Raw genomic sequence first — 13,891 nt, 5'->3', positions numbered from 1 at the left:
GCTGACGCCCGCACCGGCCCCGGCCTGTCGGCCGCGCGAGACTACGGCCGGCCGCTGGGGGTGGCCCAGACCGAGAACCGGCGCGTCGTCGCCCGGTAGGCCTCGTTGCTCGGCACGAAGGTGATCGTGACCTCGTAGCGGCCCTTGACGTTCGGGAGGCGCGGCGTGGCGACCTGCGTCGTGCCGGCACGGTAGGTGTGCGCGGTGGCGACGAGCTGCGAGGTGCCCGAGCGACGGATCGTCACGTAGACCGTGCCGCCCACGTCCGCGCCGTCCTCGCCCTTGTAGTAGACGGTGATCGGCTTGGCCGTCCCCAGCTTGGCGAAGGCGGCCAGGGGCTGGGGCGTGATGCGCGACCCCACGCCGTACCGGCCGGGCGGGGGGACGTACCGCGGCACGTCGAGCACCTGGGTGGCCGCGTTGCCCGCCTTGTCGGTGGCCCGCACCGTGACGGAGACGGCGGCATCGCCCAGCGCCACCGGACCGGTCCAGGGCTGCCATTCCCCGTCGCCGCGGCGGTACTCGACCGTCGCGACGCCGGACAGCGGGTCCGCGGACTCCACCTGCAGGGTGCGGCCCGCGCCGAGGCTGGGTGTCACGGTCGGCGCACCCCGGTCGACCACGACGTCGCGCGACCCCTGTGCGAGCACCACGTCGCCGTCGCGCCACCGGTAGCGCAGCGTGGTTGCACCCTCGGGCAGGGTGAACGGCTCCGTGTAGGTGGTCCATCCGGCGTCACCGAGGGCGTGCTCGACCACGGTCCCGCCGACGCCCGGGTCGCCCGTGGTCGCCAGGGTCACGGTCGCGTCGGCGCCGAGCCAGCCGTCGATCCCGACGGGCTCGACGACGGCCTCGATGGCCAGGCCCTCGGCCGGCGCTTCCTCGCACACGCCGAGCAACCGAGCGTCGTTCTCCGTGCCCAGCGCCTCGGCCTCCGTGGACAGCACGTGGCAGCCCCGGCCGAGCCTCGTGACCGGCAGCGCGCCGTCGACCGGAGCGACCGTGCGCGGCGAGCCGTCGACGTACACCGTCTGCGGCGTCGTCGCCTCCGTCGGCAGGCTGACCGTCGCCGACGTGTTGCCCGGCACCGACACGGCGAGCCGCAGCGACGCGTCGTCGGTGTCGCGGTCGAAGCCGACACCCACGCTGCCGCGGACGGTCGGGGTCGCGATCGTGCCCCAGGCGAGGTCGCCCGGCCGCGGCCGCACGGCGAACGTCGCGTAGCCGGGGGTGAGCGGCTCGATGCCGAAGAGCCCGGCCGGGACGCTGAACGCCGGGGACGCCGCCCACGGGTGGGAGTAGGTCAGGTTGGGCTTCAGCGAGGGGTCCCAGGCCTCGGCCGTGGCGCCCGCACCCAGGCGGATCATGTTCATCCAGCTGCGCGTGCCCTCGCCGGTGAGCAGGTCGATCGCCGCCTGGTCCTCGCCGCCGTCGAAGAGACCCGGCACGAGGAAGCCGGCGCAGTAGACGCTGCACGCCATCCCGCGCTCGGCCACGGCCGCGGCGACACGGTCCCGCTGGTCGTCCTCGGGGACGCCGAACGCCAGCGCGAACGCCGAGGCGTGCAGGGCCTGGTGGCCCGAGAGCTGGTACGACGCGTCCATCCCGTCGTCGTACCGCCCCGTCGCCTCGTCGAGCAGGAGCTCGTTCATCGAGGCCCGCAGGCGAGCGGCCCGCTGGCCGTAGGTGGCCGCGTCCTCTGCACGTCCCAGGGCAGTGGCCATCGCGGCCATGTCCGTCCACGCGCGGTAGGTCAGCGCGTTGAGGACCGTGTTGTAGTGCCGGAACTGGTAGCCGTCACGCTCGCTGGCGGGCCAGTCGACGATGTCGCAGTCGGTCTGGCTGTTGCAGCCGTTGGCCCGGAAGTCCTTGCCGATGAGACCGGTCGAGGGGTCGATCCACTCGTCCGGCATCTTCTCCTTCAGGTTGTCGTAGTACGCCGCGGGCTGGGTCAGGTCGCCCGTCTGGCGCCATGCGTCGTGCACGGCGAGCGCGACGTAGATCGGCCACTCCGTGGGCCACGTGCGGTTGCCGCGGAAGTAGTCCATCGAGTAGCGGCCCAGCGACAGGTCGTCCATCAGGTAGAGGGTCGACATCTGCTGCAGGTAGGCGTCGGCCTCGTAGTTGGTGCGCTCCCGCGTCCACGAGTCGGTGTAGAAGTTGAGGTTGGTCGCCTCGATGGTGTTCTTCGACAGCGCGTAGACCTGGTTCAGGTTGTCGTCGGACGACGCGAAGCGGGACGCGTCGGCGTCGAACGGGTAGACCAGGGCGAGGGCGCTCAGGTTCTCGGTCGTCACCGGTTCCGGCGCCCCGATGATCTCGACGTAGCGGAAGACACGGGCACCCCACGTCTCCACGGTCTGCTGGCCGTCGCGCAGGGTCACGACGTCCTGATAGGTGTTGCCGGTGTTGAGCTGGTAGCGGACGGTGTCGGTGCTCGAGGTGATCTCGCCGAACCGCAGGTCGACCCTGGCGCCGTCGGTGCCGCCGGCCACGTCGTAGCGCACACCGCCGATCCAGGCGCGCCCGAAGTCGACGAAGTAGTGACCGGGGGCCTTCTCCACGATGCGCACGGGCGCACGGAGCTGCTCCTTCACCTTGTCGGTGGGGGTCGCGGCGAGGTTCGTGAGCGCCGGGCGCTCCGTGGCCGCCGGCCACGCCGAGGCGTCGTACCCGGGCTCGTCCCAGCCCTCCGGGTAGGCCCGCAGGTCGAGGTTCTCCTTGGGTGCCGTGAAGTAGCTGGTCCCGATGCTGCCCGCCGCCGGCCACACGTCGGAGGCCGTCCGGGCCTCCCACGTCTCCGGGCTCGTGCCGAAGCTGGTCCGCGTGCCGTCGGTGTAGGCGACGACGAGCTCCGCCTGGAACTGCTGGCCGGAGGTCGCGTAGGCCACCGCGCCCACGACGTTCTCCTGGCCCGGCACGACGAGGTCCGTCACGTCGAAGCCGTCGTACCGGGTCTCGCCACCGACGGGCTGGGTGGGTCCCAGGCCGACGAACTCACCGTTGAGGTAGAGCTTGTGGACGTACTGCTTCGCGGGCCGCGGGTCGCTCGCGGTCGCCGACAGGGTCGCCCACGCGACCTCCTTGCCCGGCAGGTCGACGGCGCCGCGCAGCATCGCCCAGTCGGCCGACACGCCGTTCAGCAGGCACACCGCTCCTCGCGGCACCGTCAGGCTCCCGCCGGCTGCCGTCGCGCAGCCGAAGGTGCGGTCGCCGGTGTCGAAGCCGGTGGCGGCGAGCACCGTCCCGTCGGCCGCGGTGACCCGGAGGGAGTCGTACGTCGCGGACTCCGACCGTCCGTTGCGCACGCCGACCACGCCGCGGGCGTCCTGGGGTGAGGCGGTCACGGAGTACTGGTGGACCAGAGCGTCGCCGACGTAGGTGCGCACCTGCGCCCCGACGACCTCGATGCGCAGGTCGAAGAACTCCCCGACGCGCACCGCCCCGGCCGGCAGGTCGACGGCCGGCAGCGCCGTGTAGGTGCCTCGCACCTGCGTGTGCGGGACGAGTCGGTTGGTGTCCGCGCGGAACTGCCACATCAACGAGTTGCTCGGGTCGACGGCACGGAACGTGACGCCCGTGGCGACCTCGTCGACGCGCACTCGCGCGGCGATCGTGTAGTCGCGCCACGAGTCCGCGGGCGACGCCGCCCAGATCGGCGCCGAGCCGTCCCAGGTGGGGCCGGTGCCGAAGGACGCCGGTGCGGACCAGGTCGAGGCCGCACCGGCTGCGTCGACGGTCCGCACGGCCCAGAAGTAGCGCTGCTCGGCGGCCAGGGCGGGACCGCCGTAGGCGATGCCCGTCTGCTGGTCCGAGGTCACCCGCCCGCTGCTCCACACGTCACCCTGACCTGCCGCAGCCGCGGCGGCGCTCGTCGCGACCACGAGCTCGTACGCCGTCTGACGCGCTGACGGCACGTGCCAACCGAACGCAGGAGTGCCCTCGACGTCGACCGGCGCGGGCAACCCGTTGACGGACAACGACAACGGTGCGGTCGCAAGCGGCTCCGTGGCGGTCACCGGCGCGGCGACGGGTGTCGCGCCGGAGGCGCCGGCAGTGGTCGCGGCCCCTGCGGCGACGACGCCCACCACGAGGCCGGCGCTCACCGCCCGGGCCAGCAGGCTGCGCACGCGGACGCGCTGACGTGACGAAGGGGGCACGGCTGCTCCTATTGAAACGATTTAATAGACGAACGGCCTCGACCCTAGTGATGCGCGTCACGGCGCGTCAATGAAAGTTGCGGAGTGCAAGCGCCACGGCGTTGATGCGTCCGGCTCCGCTCGTCTGGGCCGCTAGAGGGCAATGCCAGTCCCGAATCCGTGCACGCTCATCCCCTCTCCCGACTCAGCAGGGGCCGTTAGGGTGCGGGCGCGTCCACCCGACGTGCTGGCCTGCGAGGAGGTCATTGCCGCAGTTCACGAGCCCGGCGAGCAGCGCAGTGTTCCTGGGCGACGAGGGCATCGGTCGTGGGCGATAGCCGGGCGGGCGGCGTGCCCCGACATTCGCAAGCCAGCGGGGTCTCCGCTGATCGCGGACCGCAACCGGCGCCACGTGCTCGGTGCGGCTCAACTGGGCTCGGCGCGAGTGCTGACCTCAAGGGGTAGTAGACGCGTTCGTTGGTTCGGCGTCGCGAACCTGGTCCAACGTCTATCCAACGTTTTGGGTCAGCCATCCAACGTTTTCCCGACGTTTTCAGGATGACCTTGGGTGACGCGTGATGAGGCGTGATGAGCAGTGAGCAGGCCGCTGACCTGCAGATACATGCGCTGGAGTGACCGTGCGTGACCCGATGATGGTCTCCGGTGAGTCTTGCGGAAACCACTCCGCTGGTTCAGGGTTCGAGTCCCTGGTGGCCCACCGTACGGGGTCTGACCTGCGGTGACGCCCATGGTCGTTGTGCGGGTGGCCCGATCGGTCCCGCGCTCGTCCGGCGTCGTGGATCGCGTGCCCGGTCAGAGGATCTCGGCGGCCCGGCTGGGAGCGACGCGGGGGCCACGACACGAGGCGGTGACGCCGGCGTCGGCGTGGCCCAGGGCATCCCAGCTGGGCGAGCTCCCAGGGCAAGCGGGCGACGCCGAACGCCAACCCGCGGGTGCCGGACCGATGCGTCGCGTCACCGTGCTGCCGGGTTCCCGCGCGTTGCCCGCCATCTCCGAGCGCCTTCCGCTGAGTGAAATCTCCGGGGCGCTGAGCGTACGCCTTCCGCCGTAGCGTCGGCGGCGTGAGCATCGAGACCCAGGCGGACCTCTCCGCCGAGATGGCGACGATCGCGGACGACTACGCCGCGTCCGTGGCCGCCGGCGAGCCCGTCGAGACCGGCCCCCGGCTCGACTACCCGCCCTACCGCAGCAGCCTCCTGCGGCACCCCACGAAGTCGCTGCACCACGCCGATCCCGAGGAGGTCGAGCTGGGGGCGCCGGCGTTCGGCCCGACCGACGTCGACCCGCTCGAGGCCGACCTGACGATCCAGCACGGCGGTGAGCCCGTGGGGGAGCGGATGGTCGTCACCGGTCGCGTGCTCGACGGCGACGGCCGCCCCGTGCGCCACCAGCTGGTCGAGGTGTGGCAGGCCAACGCGGCCGGCCGCTACGTGCACAAGCGCGACCAGCACCCCGCGCCCGTCGACCCGAACTTCACCGGGGTGGGCCGGTGCCTCACCGACGGGGACGGCTGGTACCGCTTCACCACGATCAAGCCCGGCCCCTACCCGTGGCGGAACCACCGCAACGCCTGGCGGCCCGCGCACGTCCACTTCAGCCTGTTCGGCACGGAGTTCACCCAGCGCCTCGTCACGCAGATGTACTTCCCGGGCGATCCGCTGTTCGACCTCGACCCGATCTACCAGTCCATCGTCGATCCCGCGGCGCGCGACCGGCTCGTCGCGACCTACGACCACAGCGTGACCACGCACGAGTGGGCGACGGGCTACCGGTGGGACATCGTGCTCACCGGCTCCCACCGCACCGTGCGCGAGTCCGACGTCGAGCACCTCTGAGAGAGGACGACCGATGACCTCCGCCGCACACCCCACGCACCCCGCAGCACCGACGCCCGGCCAGACCGTCGGACCCTTCTTCCACTACGCGCTGCCGTATGCCGGTGACCGCGACCTCGTGCCCCCGGGGGCTCCGGGCGCGATCCGCCTGCACGGCCGCGTGACCGACGGCGCCGGTACGCCGGTGCCGGACGCGCTGCTGGAGATCTGGCAGGCCGACCCGAGCGGTGCGGTCCCGCGGGCCGAGGGCAGCCTGCACCGCGACGGCTTCACCTTCACCGGCTTCGGTCGTGCCTCGACGGACCGCCGCGGCGTCTACTCCTTCTCGACCCTCGCCCCGGGGCCGACCCGGCCGGGGGCGGCGCCGTTCTTCGCCGTGACGGTCTTCGCGCGCGGACAGCTCGACCGGCTCTTCACCCGGGCGTACCTCCCCGCCGGCTCGCCCGGCGTCGACGCAACGGCGCTGGACACCGACCGCCTCCTGGCCTCGCTGCCCGCCGAGCGGCGGGCGACGCTGGTCGCGACGGCCGACGAGCAGGGGTACGTCTTCGACGTGCGCCTGCAGGGCGACGACGAGACCGTCTTCCTCGCCTTCGACGGCCGTCGTCGGTCGGCCGGGAGGGACTGACCGGGTGCCCGACCTGTTCTGGCCCGGCGACGAGCGCGCCGGCGACCTCCTGAGCGACACCCGGCTGCTCGGGTCGATGGTGCGGGTCGAGCAGGCCTGGCTGGACGGCCTCGTGACGGCCGGGGTGGCGCCGGCCTCGGCGGCGGCGGAGCTCCCCGCGGCGGCCGCCGCCGACGCGGTCGACCTGGCGCTCGGCGCCGAGGGGGGCGGCAACCCGGTGATCGGGCTGGTCCGGTTGCTGCGCGAGCGTCTGCGCGCCGCCGGCGCGGTCGACGCGGCGACCTGGCTGCACCGCGGGCTGACCAGCCAGGACGTGGTCGACACCGCCCTGGTCCTGGTGCTGGTGGAAGCGCTCGACCGCGTCGGGGCCGATCTCCGTCGCTCCGTCGACGCGCTCGCCGAGCTGGTGCGCGCGCATGCCGCGACGGTGATGGTCGGGCGCACGCTCACCCAGCACGCGGTGCCCACGACGTTCGGCCTGAAGGCGGCCGGGTGGCTCCAGGGCATCCTCGGCGCCGCCGAGGAGGTGCATCGCGCCCGCGCCCTCCTGCCCGTGCAGGCCGGCGGCGCCGCGGGCACGTTGTCGGCCCTCGCCGAGCTGACGTCCCTCGCGGCCGGGAGCTCGGGCACGGCGGTCGACCCGCTCGCGATCACGGACGCCCTGGCCGATGCCCTCGGGCTCGCCCGCGCCGTCCCCTGGCACACCGACCGCACCCCGATAACCCGTGCCGGGGATGCACTGGGCCTCGCGACCCAGGCCTGCGGTCGGATCGCCGCCGACGTGCTCACCCTGACGCGGCCGGAGATCGCGGAGCTCGGCGAACCGGTCGACGACGACCGCGGCGGCTCCTCGACGATGCCCCAGAAGCAGAACCCGGTGCTGTCGGTGCTCGTGCGCCGTGCCGCGATCACCACGCCCGGGCTCGTCGCGACCCTGCACGCCGCCGCGGCGCTCGCCGACGACGAGCGGCCGACCGGGTCCTGGCACGCCGAGTGGGCCACCCTGCGTGACCTCGGGCGCCGCAGCGTCGTCGCCGTCGACCAGACCGCCGAGCTCGTGGCCGGGCTCCGGGTGCACGCCGACGTGATGGGGGAGCGGGCGGCGCACGCCGCGGCCACCGGGGGTCTCCTGGCCGAGCGCGACGCCGTGCGCGCGGTCGCCGGCGCCGCCGCGACCGAGGAGCCTGATCCGTCGACGTACCTCGGTGCGGCGGACGGGATCGTCCGGCGCGTCGTCGAGCGGGTCGACCGCCTCCGCACCGAGACCAGGAGACACCCGTGAGCGTTCCCGACATCCGCACCGTCGACCTCGGCGGCCGCGGACCCGTGCTGCTGCTCGGCCCCTCGCTGGGGACGACGGCGACCGCCTTGTGGGAGACGACGGCCGTGGGCCTCACGATCGACCACCGCGTCCTCGCCTGGGACCTGCCGGGCCACGGCGCCAGCCCCGAGCCGTCGGAGCCGTTCGACCTGGGCGAGCTGGCAGCGGGTGTGCTGACGGCGCTCGACGCGGCGCTCGCCCCCGAGGGGCGGAGCGGTGAGCGCGTGCTCTACGCGGGCGTGTCCGTCGGGGGCGCCGTCGGCCTCCGGCTCCTGCTCGACGCGCCCGAGCGAGTCGCCGCTGCCGCCCTGCTCTGCAGCGGCGCGCGGATCGGCGACGGCACGGGCTGGCACGAGCGGGCCGCCCTCGTGCGGGCGTCCGGCACGACGGGCGTCGTCGACGGGTCGCGGCAGCGCTGGTTCGCCCCGGGGTTCGTCGACCGGGACCCCGCACGGGCCGGGCTGCTGCTCGACGCGCTCGCGGCGACCGGCGCGGTCGGCTACGCGCAGACCTGCACCGCTCTCGCCGCCTTCGACGTGCGCGACCGCCTCGCCGAGATCTCCCCGCCGGTCCTGGCGATCGCCGGGGCCGCCGACCAGGTCACCCCGCCCGCCGACCTCGCGACGATCGCCGACGGGGTCCCCGACGGGCGGCTCTTGGTCCTCGACGACGTCGCCCACCTGGCGCCGGCCGAGGCCCCCGCTCGGGTGGCCGCCGCCCTGGTTCCGTTCCTCCGGGCGCACCACGGCACGACCGGCACTCCGACGGACCGGCGGGGGGTGCCGTCGTCGGCGACGGTCGAGGAGCAGCGCGCCGCCGGGATGACGGTGCGGCGGGCCGTGCTCGGGGAGGCGCACGTCGACCGGGCCTCCGCCGCGGCGACGGGGTTCACGGAGGGGTTCCAGGACTTCATCACGCAGTACGCGTGGGGCGGGATCTGGACCCGTCCCGGCCTCGCCCGGCACGCCCGGTCGCTCATCACCCTGACCGCGCTCGTCGCCCGCGGCCACCACGAGGAGCTGGCGATGCACGTGCGCGCCGCGATCGGCAACGGCGTCACCGTGGACGAGCTGGAGGAGCTCTTCCTGCAGACGGCGATCTACTGCGGCGTACCGGATGCCAACACCGCGTTCCGCATCGCGCAGAGGACCCTGACCGAGATGGGGATCGACCTCGGGTGAACCGCGGGCGCCGCCTCGTCTACGCCTGGCCGTCGAGGCCGGGGTCGGGTGCGCCCGCCCGCTCGGCCTCCCGCCGCTCGAGCAGCTCGACGTAGACCGCCCGCACGCCGATGGCCTGCTCGAGCTCGCCGAGCACCCCGGAGAAGAACTGGCCGCGGAAGGTGTCGTCGGTGACGGCGACGACGGTGAAGTAGAGCCCGGAGAACGCGGCGAGGAACACCGAGACGGCGAGCAGCTCCGCGCTCAGCCCGGGCAGGCCGGGCACGGAGGTCACCGGGTCGGCCGTCCACGCCTCGGCCACCTCCGGGCGCATGGTCAGCACGCCGAACAGCACGAAGAAGGCGAAGACGGTGGCGGCGACGACGAGCACCTGCACGCCCTGGACGACCAGGAGCACGAGCAGCAGGTTCCAGCGCTCGAACCGCGTCAGCTCCGTGTGACGCGTCGGCGGCGGCCCGTCGTCCTCCACGAGCCGCTGCGCGTCGCCCTCGAGCGGCGTGCCCCGGCACGCCTGCAGGAGCAGTGCCTCGTCGACGTGGTCGTCGACGCGGTCGACCTCCTCGGGCAGGCGGACGAGCAGGAACGCGACCGCCATCGCCCCGAAGAGCAGCACCGTCAGCCACAGGAAGCCGGTGGGCAGGCTCGCCGCCATCTGCCACACCTCGGCGTTGATGAAGAGGAACGTGACGAACACGAGCAGCAGCGGCAGGGCGCGGGTCACGGTCGGCAGCAGTTGACGCAGGCTCCCGAACGTCCGCCCCACGGCCCAGGTCACCACGGGTCGCGCCCCGAGGGCGACCACGGCGTACGTCGCGGCGGCCGCCCCCGCGGCGGTGAGCACGGTCGCCGGTGCGAGGGCGTTGTCGGAGCCGAGCCACGCCAGCGCGACGCCCACCAGGGCGGCGGCGGCGACGACGAGCGCCAGGCGTGGTACGACGCGGGTGAGCCGCAGTGCCCTGCGCGCCCGGGCCCGCCCCGACGCGACGAAGTACGGCAGGCCGTGCGTCGCGAACCAGCGCTCGGTGGCGGCCAGGCGAGCGGACTCGGAGGGGAGCGGATCCATCAACACACGCCGGCCCGGGTCCGCCGTCCGGGGACCGGCGGAGGGGGAGGCGTCACTCAGCCGCGGACCACGGCGCGGTCGACGCGGTCGTGGTAGCGGTGCCCGACCTTGCCGCCGAGGAACGCGGCGAGGAGCGTGCCGACGACGACCGCGAGCGCGGTCACGACCGCTCCGAGGCTGATGTCCTCGGTCGCGACCGGGACGCGCGGGAGCTGGACGCGGTCCAGGATGTTGTACTGCGCGCCGAACACGGCGCCGGCTGCCACGGCGATGATCGTGACGACGAGCCCGATCACCCACACACCGAGTCCCTGGCGGCCGCCGTCGAAGCGGGACATGCGTCCCGCGACGTATCCGCCGGCGTAGTAGCCGATCAGCAGGACCACCAGGAGGACGACGGCGGCGGCGACCCCGATCGTGCCGCTCTCGCGCTCGGCCTCGCTCTGCGTGACACCGGTCGTCGAACCGACCGCCGCGACCACGGCACCGGCGATGCTGGTGAGCAGGACGGCGACGCCGATCGCGACGATCCAGCCGAAGAAGCAGGCGCCGGGGTTGAGCCCGGCGAACCGCTCGCGAGCGGTCGTGTCGTCGACGCTGCGGCGCCGGCGCTCCTCGACCGCGTCGAGGCTGCTGGCTCCGCCGGCCGACGCAGCGTGCTGACGGTGGTTGCTGTGCTCACGTGCCACGACGGCCTCCTCGAGGATGGGGACGGGGGCGCCGGTACCCGCCGCGGGGATGTTCACCGCCGGGCGTTCCGCGGTTGCCGCTTCCGGCCACGACCCGGTACGGCGGGCCCGCCCGGGTACCCGGGGGAGCGACGGGGAGATGCGACGAGGAGGTCCACATGCTCGACGAGACGCAGGCGCGTGAAGCGCTCGGCACCACCGCCTACACCCACGACGGCGAGAAGCTGGGGAAGGTGGGCCAGGTGTTCCTCGACGACCGCACCGACCGCCCGGCCTTCGTCACCGTGCACACCGGTCTGTTCGGCAGGAGGGAGTCCTTCGTGCCCATCGCCGACGCCACCCTGGAGGACGGGCGGCTCACCGTCCCGTTCACGAAGGACCAGGTCAAGGGCGCCCCCTCCATCGACCTCGACGAGGGGCACCTCGACGAGGCCGAGGAGGCGCGGCTGTGGCAGCACTACCGCCGCGACGACGAGCGCGATCACGGCACGGGCCGCGGCGACCACCACGACGACCACCACGGCGACCACCATGACGACCACCACGACGAGCCGCGCCAGGGCGACACCGCCGAGCGTCCCGTGCTCAGCGGCGACCCGGCGACCGCGCCGTACGGTTCGGGGGCACCTGTCCAGGTCGGACGGACAGAGCAGGTGGGCCGGTCGCGGCTGCGGCGCTTCATCACGACGGAGTACGAGACCCGCACCGTGCCCGTGCGCAAGGAGCGGGTGGTCATCGAGACCGACCTGGCCGACACCGATCCGGAGGGCCCGCGAGCGGTCTGAGCCGAGCGGCGGACGAGGATGCTGCCTGCGATATCCTGAACGCTCGTACTGGAAGTGGTGCGCCGGCTGTCGGCGGAGCGGGGGGATCGTGGCGGGCGAGACGGCGACGCAGGAGGAGCGCAGCCAGGCCGCGCGGCGCACGCTGATCGCTGCGGCGATCGACATCCTGGCGGAGGAGGGCTACCGCCGGCTGACGTTCACCCGCATCCAGGAGGTCGCCGGGCTCAGCCGCGGCCTGGTCGCGTACCACTTCGGCACCAAGGTGGCGCTCGTCGAGGGGGTCATCGCGGTGATCCGCGAGCAGTACCACGACCAGGCGCAGCACGACCCGTCCCGCACCGGGTACGACGAGGTGCGCGGGATGGTGCGGACCTACCTCGACCGCTTCCGGGCCGACCCGCGGCCCGCCAAGGTCATGCTGGTCCTCGGTACCGACTCCATCGGGGAGCCCGGGCCGGTGACGGACGCGGTGCGCGAGACCTACCAGTCGTTCCGGGACGACCTGGCGCGCTTCCTCGAGCGGGGGCTGGCCGACGGCAGCATCCGCGCCGGGATCGACCCCGGCGCCCACGCGATCGTCATCGAGGCCTTCCTGCGCGGCATCGTGCTGCAGTACCTCGTGGACCCGACACGGGTCGACCTCGACGCGGTCACCGCTGCGGCGTACCAGACCGTCGACGCGCTGGCCGGCCCGGCAGGGGGCTGACCCCGTCGACCGCCCGGGCGGTCGACGGAGCCGGCAGGTCCGTCAGGCAGGTGCGGCGAGCACGTGCACCACGCACACGGCTCCGACGCCCACGAGGTGAGCCAGCCCGTGCCGGGCTCCGGGCTGCTGGCGCACGCCGGCCTCGCCCCGGAGCTGCTGTGTGACCTCGACGATCTGGGCGACCCCCGTCGGGCCGATCGGGTGGCCCATGGCCAGCAGGCCTCCCGAGGGACTCACGGCGACCCGGCCACCGATCGCGAGCTCGCCGTCCCGCAGCGCCGACGGCGCCCCGCCCTCGGGCACGATCCCCATCGTCTCCAGGTATTGCAGCTCCTCGATCGCGAAGGCGTCGTGGAGCTCGATCACGTCGATGTCCCGCGCCGCGACCCCCGCCTCGTCCAGTGCCTGCTGGGTCGTCGCGCCGGTGAGCTCCGCGTCGTAGCTGCGCGTGCCGTAGAGCTGCTCCGACTGCTGCGCGCTCGACAGCACCCGGACGGCCCGGGCGGGATCGATGCCGAGGCGGCGGATGCCCTCCTCGCTCGCGACCACGACGGCGGACCCGCCCTCTCCGATGGGGCAGCACTGCAGACGCGTGAGGATGCCGGCGATCGGGCGGTCGGCCAGGACCTCCTCGACCGTACGACGCTGCTGGCGGTGCGCGAAGGGGTTGTCGGCCGCGTTGTTGTGGTTCTTCACCGCGACGCGGGCGAGGTCCTCGGCGCCGGCCCCGCGCGAGCGGAGGTACTCCTCGGCCAGCAGCGCGAAGTGCACCGCCGGGGTCGTGAGGCCCTCGTCGTGCGGGGCGATCCCGGTGAGCGTCTCGGCGCGGAGGCCGGTCGCCGCCTTGTCGACGCCCATCGCGAGCGTCACGTCCGCGAACCCGGCCGCCACGTCGCGCACCGCCAGCCGGAAGGCCGACGAGCTCGAGGCGGAGGCGTTCTCCACCTGGGTCATCGGGATCCCGGTGACGCCGAGGTGGCGGAGCATGGGTCGCGAGACGGCCATGCCGAGCCGGGTGGACCCGGTGTACGCCGCCTCGACCGACTCCCACGGCACCCCCGCGTCCGCGAGGGCGGCGCGCACGGCGGTGAGGCCGAGCTCGACGAAGCTCGTGTCGGTCGGGCGCTGGAACCGGTGGAGACCGATCCCGACGACGTACACGGGACGCAGGTCGGACAGCGTGAGCGTCATCGGCCGCTCCCGCCGCCGGCCGCGAACACGAGCACGCCGTCGACGTCGGTCGCGGCAACCGGCGTCCCCGCCGGGATCGCGCCGTCGAGCAGCGCCCGCAGCATCGGCCCCTCGGCGAGGTGGACGGAGCCGATGTGGACGGTCGCGGCGTCGCGCCGGTGCACGTCGACGGCGTTGAGCACCACGCCGTCGCCGGTCAGGTCGGTCTCCTCGAGGTCGGGGCCGTGGGCCCCGCAGGCCTCGCAGCCGAAGGACTGCACGGGCGTCGCGACGAGGTCGCAGCGACGGCAACGGACGCCGCGGAGCGGCAACAACGTGGAGGGCATGGCATC

At 73.7% G+C, this 13,891-nt stretch carries 11 protein-coding genes; 6 read left to right on the top strand and 5 right to left on the bottom strand.

The window, feature by feature from the left end; translation table 11 throughout:
* Nucleotides 1–41: 41 nt before the first annotated feature.
* Complete coding sequence (locus tag PIR53_13415; GenBank protein ID WZH51017.1) at nt 42–4,160, bottom strand: family 78 glycoside hydrolase catalytic domain; 4,119 nt, start codon at nt 4,158–4,160, stop codon at nt 42–44.
* A gap of 1,061 nt (nt 4,161–5,221) precedes the next feature.
* Here PIR53_13415 and pcaH point away from each other — a divergent pair.
* From pcaH to pcaC, 4 genes are read left to right on the top strand one after another with little or no spacing between them, the layout of a single operon-like run.
* The gene (gene pcaH / locus PIR53_13410) at nt 5,222–5,995 is read left to right on the top strand and encodes a protocatechuate 3,4-dioxygenase subunit beta (GenBank protein WZH51016.1); all 774 of its coding nucleotides are present in this window, start codon (nt 5,222–5,224) and stop codon (nt 5,993–5,995) included.
* A gap of 13 nt (nt 5,996–6,008) precedes the next feature.
* Nucleotides 6,009–6,623, top strand: a complete 615-nt coding sequence (pcaG, locus tag PIR53_13405; GenBank protein WZH51015.1) for a protocatechuate 3,4-dioxygenase subunit alpha — start codon at nt 6,009–6,011, stop codon at nt 6,621–6,623.
* Nucleotides 6,624–6,627: 4 nt separating this feature from the next.
* Nucleotides 6,628–7,905 carry a lyase family protein gene (locus PIR53_13400; protein WZH51014.1) on the top strand — a complete coding sequence of 426 codons (1,278 nt, stop codon included), beginning with the start codon at nt 6,628–6,630 and terminating at the stop codon, nt 7,903–7,905.
* The gene (gene pcaC, locus PIR53_13395; protein ID WZH51013.1) at nt 7,902–9,125 is read left to right on the top strand and encodes a 4-carboxymuconolactone decarboxylase; all 1,224 of its coding nucleotides are present in this window, start codon (nt 7,902–7,904) and stop codon (nt 9,123–9,125) included. The genes PIR53_13400 and pcaC overlap by 4 nt, the downstream gene beginning before the upstream one ends.
* Nucleotides 9,126–9,144: 19 nt before the next feature.
* On the opposite strand, the gene PIR53_13390 is transcribed toward pcaC, so the two are convergent.
* Both PIR53_13390 and PIR53_13385 read right to left on the bottom strand, forming a co-directional pair.
* Nucleotides 9,145–10,188: a hypothetical protein gene (locus tag PIR53_13390; GenBank protein WZH51012.1), complete on the bottom strand. Its 1,044-nt coding sequence runs from the start codon at nt 10,186–10,188 to the stop codon at nt 9,145–9,147.
* A 56-nt stretch (nt 10,189–10,244) separates the two neighbouring features.
* Complete coding sequence (locus PIR53_13385; GenBank protein WZH51011.1) at nt 10,245–10,877, bottom strand: hypothetical protein; 633 nt, start codon at nt 10,875–10,877, stop codon at nt 10,245–10,247.
* Nucleotides 10,878–11,035: 158 nt separating this feature from the next.
* Between PIR53_13385 and PIR53_13380 the strand changes: the two genes are divergently transcribed.
* Together PIR53_13380 and PIR53_13375 are read left to right on the top strand one after the other, a co-directional pair.
* The gene (locus PIR53_13380; protein WZH51010.1) at nt 11,036–11,662 is read left to right on the top strand and encodes a PRC-barrel domain-containing protein; all 627 of its coding nucleotides are present in this window, start codon (nt 11,036–11,038) and stop codon (nt 11,660–11,662) included.
* Nucleotides 11,663–11,750: 88 nt separating this feature from the next.
* Nucleotides 11,751–12,368 (top strand): TetR family transcriptional regulator C-terminal domain-containing protein, encoded by a 618-nt coding sequence (locus PIR53_13375; GenBank protein ID WZH51009.1) that lies wholly within the window; start codon nt 11,751–11,753, stop codon nt 12,366–12,368.
* A 42-nt stretch (nt 12,369–12,410) separates the two neighbouring features.
* Here the strand turns inward: PIR53_13375 and PIR53_13370 are convergent, their stop codons facing one another.
* Both PIR53_13370 and PIR53_13365 read right to left on the bottom strand, forming a co-directional pair.
* Entirely contained in the window at nt 12,411–13,559 is a 1,149-nt protein-coding gene (locus PIR53_13370) for a thiolase family protein (GenBank protein WZH51008.1), read from the bottom strand.
* Nucleotides 13,556–13,885, bottom strand: coding sequence for a hypothetical protein (locus PIR53_13365; protein ID WZH51007.1), 330 nt, complete (start codon nt 13,883–13,885; stop codon nt 13,556–13,558). Before PIR53_13365 ends, PIR53_13370 begins: the two co-directional genes overlap by 4 nt.
* Nucleotides 13,886–13,891 lie beyond the last annotated feature (6 nt).

Origin of the sequence: Nocardioides alkalitolerans, assembly GCA_038184435.1 — a bacterium.
In the GTDB taxonomy this organism is placed as follows: domain Bacteria; phylum Actinomycetota; class Actinomycetes; order Propionibacteriales; family Nocardioidaceae; genus Nocardioides; species Nocardioides alkalitolerans_A.
Note: the sequence above shows the minus strand (reverse complement) of the source record. Positions and strands in the feature narration are given on the sequence as shown.

Bases quoted from the DNA above. Each gene is read 5' to 3' on its own strand.
- pcaG (WZH51015.1), top strand. From the start codon at position 6,009: ATGACCTCCGCCGCACACCCCACGCACCCCGCAGCACCGACGCCCGGC.
- PIR53_13390 (WZH51012.1), bottom strand. From the start codon at position 10,188: ATGGATCCGCTCCCCTCCGAGTCCGCTCGCCTGGCCGCCACCGAGCGC.
- PIR53_13380 (WZH51010.1), top strand. From the start codon at position 11,036: ATGCTCGACGAGACGCAGGCGCGTGAAGCGCTCGGCACCACCGCCTAC.
- PIR53_13370 (WZH51008.1), bottom strand. From the start codon at position 13,559: ATGACGCTCACGCTGTCCGACCTGCGTCCCGTGTACGTCGTCGGGATC.
- PIR53_13365 (WZH51007.1), bottom strand. From the start codon at position 13,885: ATGCCCTCCACGTTGTTGCCGCTCCGCGGCGTCCGTTGCCGTCGCTGC.